The organism is Tessaracoccus zhenghani, assembly GCF_055326325.1.
Genome location: NZ_JBUZNQ010000001.1, coordinates 318,996 through 338,064, shown reverse-complemented (window position 1 = coordinate 338,064; position 19,069 = coordinate 318,996). Strand labels below are relative to the sequence as shown.

Sequence of the window (19,069 nt, the reverse complement as noted above, 5' to 3'; positions counted from 1 at the left end):
AGAAATGACAATGGCATTCCCTCTTCTGACGGTCCTCGGCCTGGTGCCCATCGTCGGCGCGATCGTGCTGTTCTTCGTGAAGGGTCACGTCGGCAAGCTCGTCGGCTACGGCTTCGCGGTCACCACTCTGGTGCTCGGTGTCCTGGCGTTCATCCTGCACACGCAGGACGCCGTGCTGGCCGAGGACGTCTCCTGGATCTCCGCGATCGGCGCGCGCTACGCGCTGGACCTGGACGGGATGGGCGCCATCCTGGTGCTGATGACCGTCCTCATCGTGCCGGTCGTGCTGCTCGCCGAGTGGCACACGGGCGATGAGCCCACCTCCCGCTGGGGCGGCTCCACGTTCTTCGCGCTCGCGCTGCTGCTGCAGGGCTTCGCGCTGTTCGTGTTCATGGCCTCGGACATCCTGCTCTTCTACGTGGCCTTCGAGGCGACGCTGATCCCGACGTACTTCCTCATCGGTGGCTACGGCGGCCCCCGTCGCAGCGCCGCCGCGGTCAAGTTCCTGATCTACTCACTGGCCGGTGGCCTGGTCATGCTGGTCGCGGTGGCGGGCGTCTACGCCGTCACGGCGGCGGCCGGCTCGCCGAGCTTCCTGATCGGCGACCTCGTCGGGCTCGACATCGACACGTCCATGGGCCGCTGGCTCTTCGCGGGCTTCTTCTTCGCCTTCGCGGTGAAGGCGCCGCTGGCCGGGCTGCACACGTGGCTGCCGGACTCGGCCGAGCAGGCCACGCCGGGCACCTCGACGCTGCTCGTGGGCATCCTGGACAAGATCGGCACCTTCGGGATGATCAAGATCTGCCTCCAGGCGTTCCCCGAGGCCAGCCAGTGGGCCACCCCGGTGATCCTCATCTGGGCGATCGTGTCCATGTTCTACGGCGCCCTCATGGCGTTCGGCGCCAAGGACCTGCTGCGCCTGGTGTCCTACACCTCGATCAGCCACTTCGGCCTGATGGTGTTCGGCATCTTCGCGCTGACCAGCCAGTCCATGAGCGGCTCGATCTACTACATGCTGAACCACGGGCTGTCGACCGCCGCGCTGTTCCTCGTCGTCGGGTTCATGATCCGACGCCGCGGTTCCGCAGACATCGACGCCTACGGCGGCGTGCAGAAGGTGGCCCCGGTGCTCTCCGGCGTACTGCTGCTCGCGGGTCTCTCCGCCCTGTCGCTGCCGGGCTTCGGCAACTTCGTCGCCGAGTTCCTGGTGCTCGCCGGTTCCTGGCAGCGTTACCCCATCCACATCGCGTTCCTGGTGCTGGCCATGGTGCTGGCTGCCGTGTACGTGCTGCGGATGTACAAGACCACGATGACCGGCCCGGTGACCGAGCAGGTCGCCAGCCATGTCACCACCGATCTCACGCTCCGCGAGAAGGCCGTCGTTGCGCCGCTCATCGCCCTGCTGCTGCTGTTCGGCTTCTTCCCGAAGCCGGTGCTGTCAGTGGCGGACGACGCTGCTCAGGGCACGATGGCGACCGTCGGCGTGACCGATCCCGCCCCGCAGGCTGAGGAAGGCAACTGATGATCAACCTCTTGGAGACGCCGATCCCCGCTCCCACGCTGGAGTGGATGCTGCTGACGCCGCTCTTCATCCTGCTCGGTGTGGGTGCCCTGGGCATCCTGCTCGAGGGCTTCGTGCCCCGGCACCTCCGCCAGCCGGTGCAGGCGGGTCTGGCCGCGGTCGGCATCCTCGCGTCGCTCGGGGTGACCATCCTCAACTGGGTCCAGGAAGCACCTTCGCTGGCTGCCATGGGGCTGCTCGCGATCGACGGCCCGACCTACATCTTCTGGACGCTGCTGCTGCTCGTCGGGCTGGCCGGAGTGGCGCTCTTCGCCGAGCGCCGCGTCGGTGGGGGAGTGTCGGCGTTCGCGTCGTCGGCCGCCACCGTGCCCGGCTCGCCTCTCGAGCGGGAGGCGGACCGCCTCCGTCGTGAGCACACCGAGGTCTTCCCGCTACTGGTGTTCGCGCTGTTCGGCATGCTGCTGTTCTCGTCCACCAACAACCTGCTGGTGCTGTTCGTGGCGGTGGAGATCCTTTCGCTGCCGCTGTACCTGCTCACCGGCATGGCCCGCCGCCGTCGCCTGCTGAGCCAGGAAGCTGCCCTCAAGTACTTTCTCCTCGGCTCCATCGCCTCGGCGATCATGCTCTACGGCATCTCGTTGCTGTACGGCTACTCCGGCGCCCTGACGCTGGCCGGAATCGCAGATGCGGTCACCGCCGGGACCGGCTCGAAGTGGCTGCTGCTCGGCGGCATGCTGCTGGCATCGGTGGGCCTGCTGTTCAAGATGGGCGCAGTGCCGTTCCACTCGTGGACCCCGGACGCCTACATGGGCGCCCCCACCCCGGTGACGGGCTTCATGGCGGTGGCCACCAAGACAGCCGCCGTGGCCGCTCTGCTGCGCGTGTACTACGTCGCGCTCGGCGGACTCGCCTGGGACTGGCAGCTGCTGTTCTCCGTCGTGGCGGTCGTCACGATGCTGGTGGGTGCCACCGCGGCCCTCGCGCAGACCGACATCAAGCGACTGCTGGCCTACTCCTCGATCGCGCACGCCGGCTTCATCCTGGTGGGCGTCGTCGGGGCCGTGGAGGCCGGCGACAACGTGTCGGTGGCGTCCGTGGCCGCCGTCGCGTTCTACCTGCTGACCTACGGCGTGGCCACGCTGGGTGCCTTCGCCATCGTCATGATGGTGCGCCGCGCGGGCGGCGAGGCCAACGGCCTCGAGTCCTGGAAGGGCCTCGGGAGGCGCAGCCCCCTTATCGCAGCGCTCATGACCCTGTTCATGCTCAGCTTCGCGGGCATCCCGCTGACCGCCGGCTTCGTGGGCAAGCTGACCGTGTTCGCGTCGGCGTGGCAGGGCGGCTACGGCTGGCTCGTCCTCGTCGCCGTGGTGATGAGCGTCATCGCCGCGTTCTTCTACCTCAAGGTCGTCGTGGCCATGTGGTTCCAGGACGCCGACGAAGCGACCGTGGGCGTGGTCGAATCCCCGTCCGCCGGGACGTGGGTTGTGCTCGCGGTCACAGGTCTGGCTACTCTGGTCCTCGGCCTCGTGCCGGGCGGCGTGCTCGACCTGGTTGCCGGCGCCGCACAGTTCATCCGCTGACCCTAGGAGACCCACAGTGGGCAACGACCTGCTCGACGCACGCTTGACCGTGCTCCTCGACGAGTTCGAGGGGCACCTGGTCGAGAGCGCCGTGGCCAGTTCGCCTTTCGTGACCGAGGCCGCCCGCCACATCATCGCGGCGGGCGGCAAGCGGTTCCGTCCGCTGTTGGTCTTCCTCTCCTCCCACTTCGGCGGAGAATCGGACCACGACGACCTCCTGCGGGCCGCCATGGTCATGGAGCTCACGCACGTGGCGAGCCTCTACCACGACGACGTCATGGACGTCGCGGACCTGCGCCGCGGCGCCCCGTCGGCCAACCGGCTGTGGGGCAACTCCGTGGCCATCCTCGTGGGCGACTTCCTGTTCGCCCGCGCCTCCACCACGGTCGCCGAGCTCGGTGTCGACTACGTCATGCTGCAGGCGGAGACGTTCTCGCGCCTGGTGCAGGGCCAGATCGCCGAGACCAAGGGCCCCGGCGAGGGCGAGGACCCGCTGGCCCACTACATCCAGGTCATCGCGGACAAGACCGGTTCGCTGATCGCCGCGTCGGCCCGCTTCGGCGGCATGGTGTCCGGCGCCTCCGACGAGGTGCTCAACGCGCTGACGAACTTCGGCGAGGAGATCGGGCTGGTGTTCCAGCTCTCGGACGACCTCATCGACATCACCTCCACCAGCACCGGCAAGACGCCCGGTACGGACCTGCGCGAGGGCGTCCCCACGCTGCCCGTCCTCATGCTGCGGGCGGAGAAGGATGCGGCGGACGCGGACCTGCTCGCGCTGATCGACGGCGACCTCAGCTCCGACGAGGACCTGGAGGCCGCCCTGGAGGGGCTCAAGGCCCACCCGGTCATGGGCCGTGCGAAGGCCGAGGTCGAGCGCCACGCCGACATCGCGCGCGCCCACCTGGCGCCACTGCCCGAGGGCGAGGCGAAGGACGCGCTGCTGCAGGTGTGCACGGATCTCGTCGAGCGCACCTCCTAGGCCACGCGCGGCCCGCCGCCCGACGAGGCGGGGCCCACCGGCCCTCCGGGTAGAGTGAGGCGGTTGATTCCCCCTACCTCTTGGAGTGATGCCTCGTGGTGCTGCGCGCGCCGGGTATGCCGCTGATCCTGCTGACCGCCTCCGTGGCGTTCGCCGGCTTCGCGCTGTTGTTGCCCATCTCCCCGCTGTGGGCCGCTCGGGGCGGCGCTGCGGAGTTCGGCTCCGGCATGGCCACCACGGTCCTGATGGCCACCACCGTCCTCACCCAGCTGCAGGTCAACCGCTGGCTGGCCAGGTGGGGCTGGACCCGCACCCTGTCGCTGGGCCTCCTGGCGCTGGGGATCCCCGCCGCACTGCAGGCGATCAGCCCGGACCTGTGGGTGGTGCTCGGCACCAACGCCCTGCGCGGCGTCGGCTTCGGCGTCATCACGGTGTGCGGCGCCACCGCCGTGGCACTCCTGACCCCTCCAGAGGCGCGTGGCCGGGGTGTCGGCCTCTACGGCCTCGCCATCTCCATTCCGCAGCTGGTACTGATGTCGGTGGCGCCCCTACTGGCCGACGTGATCGGCGTGCGCTGGACGCTCGTCCTCGGCCTGCTGCCGGTGGTCGCCCTCCTGTGGGTGGCGGAACTCGGGCGGCAGATCTCCAGGCAGACGGCGGGCGACCCGGGGGGGTCCTCGGCGGGCGCGCCGCTGCTGCGCGTCCTCCCGTTGATCTGGATGCCCGTGGTCGCCCTGCTGCTCGTGACGGCCTCCGGCGGTGCCGTGCTGACCTTCGCCCCGCAGCTGGTCAGCGACCCCGTCGTGGCCATGACCGTCCTGCTCGCCGTGACGGGGCTGGCGGCCGTGGGGCGCTACCTCGTCGGTGGGCTGAGTGACCGCTACGGCACCAGGCCGTTCATCTGGTCACTGCTCTGGGTGGGCGCGCTGGGGGTGGCGGGCATCGCGGCCTCGCTGCGGTGGGGGCAGCCCGCGTGGATGATCGTCGGCGCCGCCCTGCTGGGCCTGGCTTACGGTGCGCTGCAGACGGTGACGCTGGTGCGCTCGTTCGTGGAGGCGGGGGAGGAGAACCGCGCCCCCACGTCGGTGATCTGGAACGTCGGCTTCGACGTCGGCACCGGCGTCGGCGCCATGGCGATCGGCGCGCTTGCCGGCGGGTTCGGCTTCGCCCAGGCCTTCGTCGTCACCGCGGCCGCGGTGGCGGTGGCGGGGGTCGCCATCGCGGTGCGCGAGCGCCTGGCCTGACCGGCAGGCCCCGAGCGATCAGGCCGAGTCTCGGACGACGAGTTCGGGGTGCAGGATCCTGGGCGCCGGGATCACCCCGGTCTGGAGCTGCTGGATCAGCAACTCGGCGGCGGCGGTGGCCAGCGCGAACCCGGAGTTCGTGACGGTCGTGAGGGACGGCTTGGCATAGGCGGCCAGGCTGATGTCGTCGAAGCCGACCACCCGGAGGTCGTCGGGGACCCGGACACCGTGCTCCGCGAGCGATTCCAGCACCCCCAGCGCCATGAGGTCTGAGGAGACGAAGAGCCCGTCGAGCTTCACCGCGCCGGTGGCGATCTCCTGCCCTGCGGAGAGGCCGGAGTCGCGGTCGAAGTCGCCATGCCAGATGCCGCCGGCCGACTTGCCGTGCGCCGCGAGTTCCGTGCGCCAACCGTCGAACCTGTCGCGGGCGCCCACCATGTCCAGCGGGCCGGTGACGATGCCGATGGTCGAGCAGCCCTGCTGGATGAGGTGCCGGGTGGCGAGCCGGCCGCCCAGCACGTTGTCCAGGTCGCTGTAGGCGACTTTGACGACGCCGCTGAACGGCCGACCCACCAGCACGGTGGGCACGCCGGCCGCCACGGCGGTCTCCACCACGCCGTCGGACCCGTGGTGGGACACCACGACGATGCCGTCTGCCAGGCGCGAGCGCAGGTAGTGGCGCACCCGTTGCGTCTGCCCCTGCGGGTCTCCCATCAGGAGGACCAGTTGGTAGTCGGCGCCGGTGAGGACCGAGTTGATACCGCCGATGGCGGCCTGGAAGAAGGGATCCTCGAACACCGTGCGCGTGGGTTCGGGCACCACGACGGCGATCGACATGGTTCGGCGCGTCACCAGGCTGCGGGCCGCGGCGTTGGGGACGTAGCCCAAGCGGGCCATCGCCTCCTCGACGGCGGAGCGGCGCTCCTCCGACACCTTGGCGGGCTCGATGATGGCGCGGGAAGCGGTCGCCCGCGACACGCCGGCGAGGCGTGCCACGTCTTCGAGTGTCGGCGGGCGACCGTTGAGACTCATCTCATCCTTCTTACGGCTTGGCCAGTTCGCGTGAACGGATCATGTCAGCGTACCAACGGGCAGAGGCCTTGGGCGTGCGCACCTGGGTGTCGTAATCGACGTGGACGATGCCGAAGCGCTTCTCGTAGCCCCAGGCCCATTCGAAGTTGTCCAGCAACGACCAGGCGAGGTAGCCCCGGACGTCGGCCCCGGCCTCGATGGCGTCGTGGACGGCACCGATGTGCTGGTAGAGGTAGTCGCTGCGGTCGGCGTCGGCCACGAACCCGTCGGCGTCCGGCACGTCGTTGAAGGCGGCCCCGTTCTCGGTCACGACCAGGTGGGCGCCGTGCGGGGCGGCCCAGTCGCGGCTCAGGCGCACCAGCACGTCGGTGAAGTCCGGCGCGTAGATCTCCCAGCCCATGGCGGTCAGGGGGACGTCGCGGCTGACGCCCGTGGTGTCGCCGGTGCGCGGGTGCGGCGAGCCGGGGGAGTCGACGTCGGCGCCCGGGACGGCGGCGGTGGTCTCACCGTTGTAGAAGTTGATCCCGAGCACGTCGATGGGCTGGGAGATGACCTCCAGGTCCCCATCGAGGATCAGTTCCGCGGGCCAGAGGTCGCCCATGTCGGCGATGAGGTCTGCCGGGTACTCCGCCGTGAAGAGGGGGTCCAGCCAGATGCGGTTGCGCAGGGCGTCGTGCCGCCGGGCGGCGTCGCGGTCCGCGGCGCTGTCCGGGTCTGCCGGGTGGTGGATGCCGGGGTTGATGGTGATCCCCACCTGCTTCGGCTGTGCGAGACCGAGCTCACGCAGCCGCGTCACGGCCAGCCCGTGCCCCAGGAGGAGGTGGTGGGCCGCGGCCAGTGCCTCGCGTCCGTCCTGGTGGCCCGGGGCATGCTCGCCGTTCGCGTAGCCCAGGAACGCGGAGCACCAGGGCTCGTTGAGCGTGGTCCAGATGTCGACCCGGTCGCCCAGGGCGCGGTACATCACCTCGGCGTAGTCGGCGAACCGGTGGGCGGTGTCGCGGTTGGTCCAGCCGCCCCTGTCTTGCTCGTACTGGGGCAGGTCCCAGTGGTACAGGGTCAGCCACGGCTTGATGCCATCGGCCAGGAGCTCGTCGACGAGCCGCGAGTAGAAGTCGAGACCCTTCTGGTTGACCTCCCCGGGGGCGGGCACCACGCGGGGCCAGGCCGTCGAGAACCGGTAGGCCTGGAGCCCCAGTTCCTTCATGAGGGCGACGTCCTGCGGCATGCGGTGGTAGTGGTCGCACGCCACCTCACCGGTGTCGCCACCTGCAACCTTGCCCGGGGTGGCACAGAACGTGTCCCAGATGGACGGCACGCGGCCGTCCTCGGTGTTGGCGCCCTCGATCTGGAAGGCGGCCGTGGCCGCGCCGAAGATGAAGTCGGGGGTAAAGGTGACGGGGGTCATCCCTTCACTGCTCCTTCCATGACGCCGGCCACGAGCCGACGTCCTGTGATGATGAAAACGACGATGAGTGGCACGGTGGAGATGACCACGCCGGCCATGATGAGGGAATAGTCCTTGAAGTAGCTGGCCTGCAGCAGCTGCAACGCCACGGGAAGCGTGGGATTGCTGGCATCGAGGACGATGAACGGCCAGAAGAAGTTGGTCCACTGGGCCACGAAGGTGAACAGGGCGAGCATCGCGGCAGCCGGCATCGCGGCGGGGAGTGCGACGTGGCGGAACGTGCTGATCATGGAGCAGCCGTCGACGCGGGCCGCTTCGATCAGCTCGTAGGGCAGCGCCTGGCTCAGGTACTGGGTCATCCAGAACACGCCGAAAGCGGTGACGATGTTGGGGATGATGACGGCGGCGAGGCTACCGGTGAGCCCCAGTTCGCTCATGACGATGAACAGCGGGACGATGCCCAGCTGCATCGGCACGGCCATGGTGGCGATGACGAAGATCAGCAGCGGCCCCTTGCCGCGGAAGCGCAGCTTTGCGAAGGCGTAACCGGCCAGGGTCGAGAAGATCACGAGGAACACCGAGGTCACCGTCGAGACGATGACGCTGTTGGTGAAGGCCCGCCAGAAGTTGATGTCGGAGCTGAGCACCCGGTTGAGGTTCTCGATGAGGTTGCCCTGCGGCAGCAGGGGCGGAATGGGATTGCGGGCGATGGTGGCCGCGTCGGAGCTCGCCAGCTGGATGGCGTAGTAGAGGGGGTAGATGGAGATGAGCAGCACCAGCGTCAGGGTCACGTACGTGCCCCACCCGGCCCGGCGCCTGCCGGAGACCAGCCCCAGCTTGCGGCGGGCGTAACGGGCTGCGCCCTTGCCCGCGGTCTGTTCGATCATGGGTGTCGAATGCATCACACGGCCTCCTTGGTGCGCTGCCTGGCCTTGCGGCCCTCGGAACTGGAGATGCGGCTGGTCAGCCAGAAGTTGATCACGCCGATGACGATGATGATGAGGAACAGCAGCCACGCCACCGCCGAGGCCCGGCCGAAGCTGCGTTGCGGCCCCCAGCCCAGTTCGTAGAGGTACATCGTGAGCGTCTGCCACTGCCGGTCCGCTCCGCCCTGACCCAACTGGTCGAACATGCGCGGCTCGTCGAAGATCTGCAGGCCGCCGATGGTGGAGGTGATGATGACGAAGATCATCGTGGGACGCAGCGACGGCAGTGTCACGGAGAAGAACTGCTGGACCCGGTTGGCCCCGTCGACGACGGCGGCCTCATAGAGTTCGCGCGGCACGGCCTGCATGGCGGCCAGGAAGATCAGCGTGTTGTAGCCGGTCCACCGGAAGTTCACCATCGTCGCGATCGCCACGTGGGCGGCGAAGCTGTCCGAGTGCCAGCCCACGGGGTTCATCCCGATCTGGCCGAGCAGGGTGTTGATCAGGCCGGAGCTGTCCGCGAAGAGCTTGGAGAAGATCAGGGAGACCGCCACCGGTGCCACCACGTAGGGCAGGAGGACGCCCATGCGCCACAGGGTCTTGGACCGCAGGTTGGCGTCGAGCATCCAGGCGATGAAGATCGCCGCGATGAGCTGGGGCACGGACGACAGCAGGAAGATCGAGAACGTGTTGCGCAGCGCGTTGTAGAAGCGCGGCTGCTGCAGGACGTCGATGAAGTTCTGCAACCCGACGAAGTCCCCCTGGCCGCCGATCAGGTGCCAGTCGTGCACGGAGACCCAGGCGGTGTAGATGAGCGGGTAGAGCCCCACGATCGCGAAGAGGATGAAGAAGGGGCTGATGTAGAGGTAGGGCGAGTACTTGACGTCCCAGCGGTTCGCCCGCTGCCGCCAGGTGGTCATGGATGGCATTCGCAGTTCCTTGGGTGGGTGGTGGGCCCGGCGGCGCGCCGGGCCCACCCAGTCGGGGGATCAGTTGAGGCCGAGGGCCTCGTAGGCTTCGATGGCCTTGTCCCACGACGACGCCGCGTCGTCGGTGCCGGACTCGACGCGGTTCAGCGCATCGGTGACGGTGGCGCGGATCGAGAAGTAGTTCGGGCCCTTGAAGGGGGTGACGTCGACGGCGGCCGCACGGTTGGCGAGGATCTCGCCGGTGGGCGCGCCGCTGAAGAACTCGTTGGTCTGGCCGAGGAGTTCTTCACTGTCCAGGGCGTCCACCTGCGAGGGGAAGGTGCCCTTCGACATGAAGGCCTTGATCTGCTGCTCAGGGGCTGTCAGCCACGCCGCGAGCTCGCGGGCGGCCTCGGGGTTGGCCGACTGCTCGGGGACGGTCAGGAACGAGCCGCCCCAGTTGCCGCCGCCGCCGGGGAACACGTCAGCGACGTCCCAACCGGTCACGCCGGCCGCGTTGCCTTCGATGACGCCCATCATCCAGCCCGGGCACAGCATCGTGGCGAAGCCGTCGTTCTGGAAGGCTGCGGTCCAGTCTTCGCTCCACTGGGCGTACCCGGCGGAGAGGTCGTCGGCCTTGGCCTGCATGATCTGGTCGTAGATGCTCTTGATCTCCGCGTTGTCGGCCAGGGGGATAGGCGTGCCGTCCTCGTTCTCGAACGGGGTGGCGACCTGGTTGACCATGCCCTGGAAGGTGGCGTCGGAGGAGTCGTACCAGGCGGCGTCGGACTTGGCGACGAAGTCCTTGCCCACGTTGAAGTAGGTGTCCCAGTCGCCCTCGAGGAGGTCGGCGACGGCTTCACGGTCCGACGGCAGGCCCGCGGCCTCGAAGAGGTCCGAGCGGTAGCACACGGCCTCGGGGCCGATGTCGGTGCCGTAACCGATCAGCTGGCCGTCGGCGGTGGTGGCGGAGGCTTCCTTCCATTCGAGCCAGCGGCCTTCGACGTCGTCGTTCTTGAGATCGACGAACTTGTCGGCGTACTGCATCAGTTCGGGCAGCCAGTCGACCTCGACGGCTTCGATGTCCGAGAGGCCGGAGCCGGCGGCCAGGCGGGTGTTGAGGTTGTCGCGGGCCTCGTCGGTCGTGGCGGCCTTCTTGTGCTCGATCTTCACGTTGGGGTGCTCATCCATGTAGTCCTGGAAGAGATCCTCGTAGCCGAATTCGTTGAACGTGGCCACGCGCAGGGTGATCTGCTCGTCGCTGCTGGCGCCGGTCTCGTTGTCGGCAGGCTCCGCACTGGCGGAACAGGCGGTGAGCCCGATGGCCAGCGCACTGACCAGGGCGATGGAACGCTTCTTCACTATGACTCCTTCGTCATGTCCGTGCGCTCCGTGGGAGCGCTCTCATTGGGTAACTCTCATCCTTTCCGGGAGGTGAGTCAAGCTGGAGGAGCGTTCTGTTACCAAATCGAGACATGAGAGCGATCTCATATTTCCGTAAGCGGCCGTGACAAGGGGTGATACAAAAAGGGCTGGAGCGCCATGATCAGCGCTCCAGCCCTCTGCCGAGAGATCACCAGATGGTGACGCGGTCCTCCGGGGCGAGCCAGAGGGCGTCGTCGGCGCTGACCTCGAAGGCGCCGTAGAAGGCGTCGAGGTTGCGCACGATCTGGTTGCAGCGGAACTCGTTGGGCGAGTGCGGGTCCGTCGCCAACAGGACCCTCATGGCCTCGGGGCGCCGCTTGCCGCGCCACGCCTGCGCCCAGCCGGTGAAGAAGCGCTGGGCCGGGGTCAGCCCGTCGACCGCCTCGCCACGGGGGTCGCCGCCGGCGAGCAGCCACGCGTCGTAGGCGATGCCCAGGCCGCCGAGGTCGCCGATGTTCTCCCCGACGGTGAGCCTGCCGTTGACGCCGGCCCCCTCGATGCCTTCCGGGACGAGCCCCTCGTACTGACCGATCAGCCGCTCGGCGAGTGCCTCGAAGGACTCCCTGTCGGCGGGCTGCCACCAGTCGCGCAGGCGGCCGTCACCGTCGCAGGTGCTGCCCTTGTCGTCGAAGCCGTGCCCGATCTCGTGGCCGATGACCGCGCCGATGGCGCCGTAGTTGACCGCGTCGTCCGCGTCGGCGTTGAAGAAGGGCGGCTGCAGGATGGCTGCGGGGAACACGATCTCGTTGCGCAGCGGGTGGTAGTAGGCGTTGACCGTCTGCGGGAACATCTGCCACTCGTCGCGGTCCACCGGCCCGCCGATGCGCTCCAAGGTGTAGTCCAGCTCGAAGGAGTTCGCGGCGAGCACGTTGGCGACCAGGTCGTCGGCGGTGACCGGCAGCGCCGAGTAGTCGCGCCACTTCACCGGGTAACCGATCTTGGGCGTGAACTGGCTGAGCTTGCGCAGCGCCTCGGCGCGGGTCTCCTCGGTCATCCAGGTCAGCTTCGTGATGGAGTTCTCGTAGGCCTTCATCAGGTTGCCCACCAACTCGTCCATGGCGGCCTTCGCCTCGGGCTTGAAGTGGCGCTCCACGTAGAGACGGCCGACGGCTTCGCCGAGCACACCCTCCACCAGGGCGAGGCCGCGCTTCCAGCGGGGGCGCTGCTCCTCGTTGCCGGCCAGTGTCTTCTCGTAGAAGTCGAAGCGGGCCTCGACGAAGTCCTCGGACAGGTAGGCCGACAGCCCCGAAAGCGCCTTCCATCGTGCCCACGAGCGCCACGTGTCGAGGGGCGCCGAGACCAGCACAGGCGCCACCCCTTCGAGGAACGACGGCTGGCTGACGATCAGTTCGGCCAGCTTCGCGCGGGGGATCCCGGCTCCTTCGAGGAAGGCGTCCCAGTCGAACCCGGGCGTGGCGGAGATGACGTCCTCCAACGAGGTGGGGTTGTACATCGCCCGCAGGTCGCGGCAGCGGACCCTGTCCCAGTGGTGTGACGCGATCTCCGTCTCGACGGCGAGGACGGCCTGGCCCTGCTGCTCGGCAAGTTCGAAGCCGGCCAGTTCGAAGACGCGCGTCAGGTGGGCCAGGTACTTCTCCCGGATCTCGGCGTGCTCATCGAGGCGGTAGTAGGCCTCGTCGGGCAGCCCCAGGCCACCCTGCGAGGCGAACACGGCGTAACGGCTGGGATCCCCCGGGTCTGATTCCTCGTAGAGGTGCACCAGAGGGCTCAGCCCGTGGCGCAGCGACCAGCCGAGGTGCCGGGCCAGGGCGACAGGCGAATCGATGGCGTCGATGCTGTCCAGGATGGGGCGCACCGGTTCGATGCCGAGCGCCTCGATGCGGTCCGTGTCCATGAAGGAGGCGTAGAGCGCAGCGATACGACCCTCGTCGGTGGCCGGATCGCCCTGCTGCTGCTCCTCCACGATCGCGCGCACGTCGAGTTCTGCGGCGTTGCGCAGGTCCACGAAACCGCCGGCCGAGGACTGGTCGGGTTCGATGGTGGCCGTCCGCAGCCAGGTCCCGTTGACGTGGCGGAAGAGGTCGTCCTGTGGACGGACGGCGGGGTCGGAATGTTCGAAGTCGATCGCAGGGGTCATGGCCGCCACCCTACCGTCGCTATCCGGTGCTCCAGGTGACCTCGATGGCCGACGGATCGCGGCCCAGCATGGAGGCGCGCACGTCTGCGGAGATCGTCGGCGTGGGGTGCGAGCCGGACCCGTTGCTGTAGCTGATGTCGAGGGAGGTGGCCAGCCGCAGCCGGATCAGGGCCACGCTCTGGTCGTCGGCCACCAGCGTGGGGGAAGCTTCGGACCAGGGGTTGTTCGTGAGGCGCCATCTCGCCGAGGAGACCGTCGCGCCACCCGCCGCTTCCGCCTGGTTGGGACACCCCGCGGGCGCGATGCTCGGGGTGCTGAAGCAGGCGTTCAGGGAGGCCCTGGCGGCCCCGATCAGTGCGTCACGACCGGCCTCCGTGAGCTCTGGCGTGATGTTGACCTTCACGGCGTCGGCCCGGGACGGGGAGGCCACCTGCAGCATGCTGGTCTCGGTGAAATCGAGGAAGGGCAGGCCGGTGGAGACCTCGTAGGTGCCGGGCACGACCTCATAGGTGAGCGACGGGTCGACCCTCTGGCCGTTGACCAGCACCGGGAGATTCTGGCCGCCGGCGAGCACGAACTCCGCGGTGACGGTGGTCTGCGCCAGGCGGTACCTGCCGTTGTCCAGCAGGTTGAGCGAGATGGTCGTCTCGAACGGCTCGCCCCCAATGAGGTAGCGCACCGGGATGTCGGTGGCCGTCAGGCTGTCCGACAGGATCTCGACGTCGGTGATGGGGCTGAGTTCGCGGGAGCGGGCGTAGACGTTGGCGTTCAGCAGTGCCTGGGAACCGTTGCCGCCCGTGTCGCCCATCGCCAGCGCGCGGGCCAGGTCGCCGGTGGAGAGCGCCTCGAAGTACTCCGAGACGATCTCCTGCGGCGTCTGTGCCGTGACCTCAGAGATGCTCGCCGTCGGGCTGGGGAGGGAGACGATCGTGTCCGGATCATCGGCGACCGGTCTGAAGTGGTTCACGTAGAGGAAACCGGTGAGCACCCCGACGGCGAGGATCAGCGCCATTCCCCAGCCCAGGGCCCGCACGGGGAAGGGGCGCCGGGTGGCGGCCTCCTCAGGGGGAGGTGCGACGAACCGGCTGTGGTTGCGGGCCCGGGTGAGCACGGACTGCATGCCGACGGCATCGAACGTATCCAGGGCAGGCGCCTCGTCGCCCGTCATGGGGCGGGTGGGCGTCGTCGGTGACGTGGGGCCGTCGGGCGGCAGCGGCTGATGCCAACCCGGCTGCCGGTCTGTCATCGCGTCTCTGCCTCCCAGGTATCTGGCCCGGCGAGCACCGCGGCAAGCGCGGCCTCGGTGTCTGCGGCCCTTGCGGTACCGATCTGGTCTCGGACGAGGTCATCATAACTGGGGCGCTCAACACGCCTGAAGATGCCGATGGGGGCCTGCCGGAGCACGCCCGGTTCCGTGAGGCGCGACAGCGCGAACGCCAGCGTGGGGTCCTGGCGCGTCTCGTCGTGCACGACGATGCTGGCCTGGTCCACCTCAGCGGTGCGGACCACCTTCAGGTCGCCGTCGGCACCCCTGGCAACGGCCAGTTCGCCATTGCCGAACGTGATGGGCTCGCCGTGCACCAGCTTGATGAGCAGACCGTCCGGGCCCTTCAACGTGGAGAACGCGTCATCGTTGAAGATGGGGCAGTTCTGGTAGATCTCCACCAGCGACGTGCCGCGGTGGTTGGCCGCCGCCGTCAGCACCTCGGACAGGTGCGCGCGGTCCGAGTCGATGGTGCGGGCCACGAAGGTGGCCTCCGCGCCGAGCGCGAGCGTGACGGGGTTGAACGGGGTGTCCACCGAGCCGTACGGCGTCGACTTGGTGAGCTTGCCGATCTCCGAGGTGGGGGAGTACTGGCCCTTGGTGAGGCCGTAGATCCGGTTGTTGAACAGCAGGATGGTGAGGTTCACGTTGCGGCGCAGCGTGTGGATCAGGTGGTTGCCGCCGATGGAGAGGGCGTCACCGTCTCCCGTCACGACCCAGACGTTGAGGTCCGGCCGCGTCATGGCCACGCCCGTGGCGATGGCCGGCGCGCGCCCGTGGATGGAGTGCATGCCGTAGGAGTCCACGTAGTACGGGAACCGCGACGAGCAGCCGATGCCCGAGATGATGACGGTGTTCTCACGCTTGATGCCGAGCGTGGCCATCATGGACTGGAAGGTTGACAGGACGGCGTAGTCGCCACAGCCGGGGCACCAGCGCACCTCCTGATCCGAGGTGAAGTCCTTCTTGCTGAGCGGTTCGACGCTCAGCGGAACTCCGACGAGACCCGACATCAGTTGTCCTCCTTGGTGGTGGCGTCGATCTCCGCGCACAGGTCGACCTCGAGTTCGGTGAGCGAGATGGGCAGCCCACGGACGCGCGAGTAACGCGTGATGGCCTTGGCGTAGCGCGCCTGCAACACGACGGCGAGCTGGCCGAGGTTCATCTCGGGCACCACAACCTTGTCGTAGCGGTGCAGGATGTCGCCCAGGTTGTCCGGCATGGGGTTGAGGTGACGCAGGTGCGCGAGCGCCACCTTGCGTCCGGAGAGGCGGACGCGCCGTGCGGCCGCGGTGATGGGGCCGTACGTGGAACCCCAGCCGAGCACCAGTACCCGGGCGTCGCCGCTGGGGTCGTCGACGACGAGGTCCGGGATGTCGCGGGCGATGCCCCGCAACTTCGCCCGGCGCGTGAGGGTCATGGCCTCGTGGTTGTCCGGGTCGTAGGAGATGTCGCCGGTGCCCTCGGACTTCTCGAGGCCGCCGATGCGGTGCTCCAGGCCGGGGGTGCCCGGCACGGCCCAGGCGCGGGCGAGGGTCTCGGGGTCACGCGCGTAGGGCAGGAACGCGTCCTTGCCGGAGGCGTCTGTGCCGTTGAACTCGGTTGCGAAGCCGGGTTCGATGGGCTCGATCTGGCTGAGGTCCGGCAGCTTCCAGGGTTCCGCGCCGTTGGCGAGGTACCCGTCGGACAGCATGATGACCGGCGTGCGGTACTTCACCGCGATGCGGCAGGCCTCGAGCGCGGTGTCGAAGCAGTCCGTCGAGGACTTGGCGGCCAGTACGGGCAGCGGCGACTCGCCGTTGCGGCCGTACATCGCCTGCAGCAGATCTGCCTGCTCGGTCTTCGTGGGCATGCCGGTGGACGGGCCGGAGCGCTGCACGTTGACGACGACGAGCGGGAGTTCGGTCATCACCGCCAGGCCGATGGTTTCGGCCTTCAGCGCCATGCCGGGGCCCGACGTGGTGGTGACGCCCAAGGAGCCGGCGAACGAAGCGCCCAGCGCCGCGCCGACGGCGGCGATCTCGTCCTCCGCCTGGAAGGTCATGACGCCCAGGTCCTTGCGGCGCGACAGTTCGTGCAGGATGTCCGAGGCGGGGGTGATGGGGTAGGACCCCAGGAAGAGTTGCAGGCCGGCCTTGTGGGCGCCCGTGATGAGGCCGTAGGCCGTGGCGATGTTGCCCGACACCTGGCGGTAGCGGCCGGCGGGCACAGGCGCGGGGGCGATGGTGTAGTTGACCTCGAACGCCTCCGTGGTCTCGCCGTAGGCGTGACCGGCCTTGAAGGCCGCGATGTTGGCGTCGCGGATGTCCGGCTTGGAGGCGAACTTCTCGCTGAGGAACCGCAGGGTGCCGTCGACGGGGCGCGAGTACAGCCAGCTCAGCAGGCCCAGGGCGAACATGTTCTTCGTGCGGGAGGCGTCCTTGCGGGTCAGCCCGAAACCCTCGACGGCGCCGGTGGCCAGGCCGGTGAGGTCCAGCGAGTGCACGGAGTAGTTGGTGAGGCTGCCGTCCTCGAGCGGGTTGGTCTGCCACCCGATCTTTTTGAGGTTGCGGGCCGTGAAGTCGGCCGTGTCGACGATGATGACCCCGCCCTTGGGCAGGTCCTTCAGGTTCGCCTTCAACGCAGCCGGGTTCATCGCGACGAGCACGTCCGGCCGGTCACCGGGGGTCACGATGTCGAAGTTGGCGAAGTGCAGCTGGAAGCTGGACACCCCGTGCAGCGTGCCCTGTGGCGCGCGGATCTCCGCCGGGAAGTTGGGCAGCGTCGCGATGTCGTTGCCGAACGCGGCCGTTTCGGCCGTGAACCGGTCTCCGGTGAGCTGCATGCCGTCGCCGGAGTCACCGGCGAAACGGATGACCACCCGGTCGAGCGAGAGCTGGTCTGCCACTGTGTGTTCCCTCTTGTCGTATCGCCGGAGACGAATCGTCCCCGGTCAGAGTTTAGACCCGGTGTTCCACGGGTCCCTCAGCGCATAACACCGCGCAGCACCCGATTAGTCCCGATCGCTCGGCGAAATCCCGGTTCAGCTGTCAGGGGACACGGCGGCGAACAGCGACATGGCGGACTGCGAGCTCGCCTTGTGGTTGTACATGCTCGTCTCCAGGCCGACGATCGCGGCCAGCCTGTTGTTGTCGTCGATCTGTTGCAGCCCGGCGTAGACGTGGCCGCCGGCCCGTGCCGGGAGCCCGAACCGGACGGTCTGGGGGCTGGCGGCGGTGCACTTGCTCCAGTCGCCGATCCCGCACAGGCCATGGCCCTCCGCCACCAGCGACGCGGCCATGTGGTGCCAGACCAGCTTGCCGTTGTCCGCCAGGGGACAGAAGTAGGAGTGCCAGCCCGACGGGGACACCCGCCCCCGGAACTCCGGCTTCGTCACGATGCAGCCGCGCCCTGCGTCCTGGTAATCGCGGAACTGGAAGGACTGCCGCACCGGGAGAAGGGTGGGCGTGGCGAGGTTCTGGACCCAGAGGGTCTTGTCCGCGCCCCCGGCCGGGCTCGGGAAGAGCGACTGTGTCACGACGGCCGGGTTCACTGAGCGGGGCGGCAGCCACGGCGGCTGCTTCTGGGTCTCCGGGACCATCGAGCGGCCGGCCGCCGGCGCCTTCGTCGAACCGAACATGAAACCGAGCGCGTTGACGCTGCCCTGGTGCGTGTGGGCGGCGAGGCGCAGCTCGCTGTGGGCGGCGCCGCCGGCGGTGGCGTCGAGGTAGGTCTCCGTGATGAACGAGTTGTTCCAGAACAACCGGAGGCGGTTGCCGCCCGAGTGGTCATAGGTGCCGTAGCGCACGGTCGGCTTCGCGGTGAAGGACCGGGCCGCCCGCACGTCGCAGGTGCCGGCGGGCAACGCGGGCAGCCCCATGCGGAGGCGGTCGGCGTTGTCCGGGGCGCTGACAGTGCAGCCGGTGGGGCGGTCGGCGATGGAGGTGCGGAAGGCGCCGTAGTCGGACTCGCGCGCCATGTCCCAGGTGAATGACCAGTAGCTCTCCCTGAACGTGCCCACCTTGCCGGCCGGGTCGAGCTCCACCTGGCTGAGCCGGCCGGTGCCGCGTGCCTGGCCGCCCTCGTTCGGGTTGGTGATGATCGTGCCCAGCGTGAAGAACCGCCGGCCGTGCAGGAAGTCCGGCGCCCGTCGGATCGGGTCCGCCTCCAGGCCCACCTTCATCGAGCCCGGTGTGACGCGGACGATGTTGTTGAACATCCACTGGTTGACGGCCTCGATCCGGCCGCCCACGGAGGTGTAGGCGGTCCCGTGGATGTAGCTGCGGCAGCCGTCCTTGCCGGTGGCCGCGGTGCCGCACTCGGTGCGCCACCTACGGCCACCTTCCATCCACTCGCCGGGGGTGGCCAGGGGGTTGTTGCCCCACAACTTGTGCGCCACCGGCTTGTAGGTGAGGTTGTTGAACGCCCAGCCGTTGGCCTGGGTGAAGCGGCCGGCCGCGTCGCGGGTGATCTGCGTCGCGTAGATCTCCGTGCGGCAGCGGTCGATCGTCGGGGAGTACGCGGCACACGCCGTCTTCCACTGGCGGCCGTTGAGCGTGTGGGTGCCGGGCGTGGTGTACACGTCGAGTGCAGCCGCTTCCGGGGCCTCCGTGACGGTGGGTAGCAGCACGCCGCCCACTGCCATGAGCGCGGCCAGCACGACGGTCTTCAGGCGGTTCATCAGGTTCTTCTCCCCAGCGCTCT

General features: G+C 68.7%; 14 protein-coding genes. 4 read left to right on the top strand and 10 right to left on the bottom strand.

What is annotated here, in order from left to right:
- The first annotated feature begins 10 nt into the window (after positions 1-10).
- From ACZK4S_RS01495 to ACZK4S_RS01480, 4 genes are all read left to right on the top strand, one after another.
- Positions 11-1,522, top strand: coding sequence for an NADH-quinone oxidoreductase subunit M (locus tag ACZK4S_RS01495; RefSeq protein ID WP_463643137.1), 1,512 nt, complete (start codon positions 11-13; stop codon positions 1,520-1,522).
- Positions 1,522-3,102: an NADH-quinone oxidoreductase subunit NuoN gene (gene nuoN, locus ACZK4S_RS01490; protein ID WP_463643136.1), complete on the top strand. Its 1,581-nt coding sequence runs from the start codon at positions 1,522-1,524 to the stop codon at positions 3,100-3,102. Before ACZK4S_RS01495 ends, nuoN begins: the two co-directional genes overlap by 1 nt.
- A gap of 16 nt (positions 3,103-3,118) precedes the next feature.
- On the top strand, positions 3,119-4,084 hold the full coding sequence (locus ACZK4S_RS01485) for a polyprenyl synthetase family protein (protein ID WP_463643135.1): 966 nt from the start codon (positions 3,119-3,121) through the stop codon (positions 4,082-4,084).
- Between the two features lie 95 nt (positions 4,085-4,179).
- The gene (locus ACZK4S_RS01480; RefSeq protein WP_463643134.1) at positions 4,180-5,328 is read left to right on the top strand and encodes an MFS transporter; all 1,149 of its coding nucleotides are present in this window, start codon (positions 4,180-4,182) and stop codon (positions 5,326-5,328) included.
- Positions 5,329-5,346: 18 nt separating this feature from the next.
- Here ACZK4S_RS01480 and ACZK4S_RS01475 read toward each other — a convergent pair whose 3' ends face one another.
- The 10 genes from ACZK4S_RS01475 to ACZK4S_RS01430 form a co-directional block, all read right to left on the bottom strand.
- Positions 5,347-6,360, bottom strand: a complete 1,014-nt coding sequence (locus ACZK4S_RS01475) for a LacI family DNA-binding transcriptional regulator (RefSeq protein WP_076060823.1) — start codon at positions 6,358-6,360, stop codon at positions 5,347-5,349.
- 10 nt (positions 6,361-6,370) lie between these two features.
- Positions 6,371-7,765 (bottom strand): GH1 family beta-glucosidase, encoded by a 1,395-nt coding sequence (locus ACZK4S_RS01470; protein ID WP_076060820.1) that lies wholly within the window; start codon positions 7,763-7,765, stop codon positions 6,371-6,373.
- Positions 7,762-8,667 (bottom strand): carbohydrate ABC transporter permease, encoded by a 906-nt coding sequence (locus ACZK4S_RS01465; RefSeq protein WP_076060818.1) that lies wholly within the window; start codon positions 8,665-8,667, stop codon positions 7,762-7,764. Before ACZK4S_RS01465 ends, ACZK4S_RS01470 begins: the two co-directional genes overlap by 4 nt.
- Positions 8,667-9,620, bottom strand: coding sequence for a carbohydrate ABC transporter permease (locus ACZK4S_RS01460; RefSeq protein ID WP_076060815.1), 954 nt, complete (start codon positions 9,618-9,620; stop codon positions 8,667-8,669). Before ACZK4S_RS01460 ends, ACZK4S_RS01465 begins: the two co-directional genes overlap by 1 nt.
- Positions 9,621-9,680: 60 nt before the next feature.
- Complete coding sequence (locus ACZK4S_RS01455; RefSeq protein ID WP_463643133.1) at positions 9,681-10,961, bottom strand: ABC transporter substrate-binding protein; 1,281 nt, start codon at positions 10,959-10,961, stop codon at positions 9,681-9,683.
- Between the two features lie 211 nt (positions 10,962-11,172).
- Entirely contained in the window at positions 11,173-13,122 is a 1,950-nt protein-coding gene (locus ACZK4S_RS01450) for a M13 family metallopeptidase (protein ID WP_463643132.1), read from the bottom strand.
- A gap of 19 nt (positions 13,123-13,141) precedes the next feature.
- Positions 13,142-14,368, bottom strand: a complete 1,227-nt coding sequence (locus ACZK4S_RS01445; protein ID WP_463643131.1) for a hypothetical protein — start codon at positions 14,366-14,368, stop codon at positions 13,142-13,144.
- Positions 14,365-15,399 (bottom strand): 2-oxoacid:ferredoxin oxidoreductase subunit beta, encoded by a 1,035-nt coding sequence (locus ACZK4S_RS01440; protein ID WP_076060803.1) that lies wholly within the window; start codon positions 15,397-15,399, stop codon positions 14,365-14,367. The genes ACZK4S_RS01445 and ACZK4S_RS01440 overlap by 4 nt, the downstream gene beginning before the upstream one ends.
- Complete coding sequence (locus tag ACZK4S_RS01435) at positions 15,399-17,273, bottom strand: 2-oxoacid:acceptor oxidoreductase subunit alpha (protein ID WP_463643130.1); 1,875 nt, start codon at positions 17,271-17,273, stop codon at positions 15,399-15,401. Before ACZK4S_RS01435 ends, ACZK4S_RS01440 begins: the two co-directional genes overlap by 1 nt.
- A 135-nt stretch (positions 17,274-17,408) precedes the next feature.
- On the bottom strand, positions 17,409-19,046 hold the full coding sequence (locus tag ACZK4S_RS01430; protein ID WP_463643129.1) for a hypothetical protein: 1,638 nt from the start codon (positions 19,044-19,046) through the stop codon (positions 17,409-17,411).
- Positions 19,047-19,069: the final 23 nt, after the last annotated feature.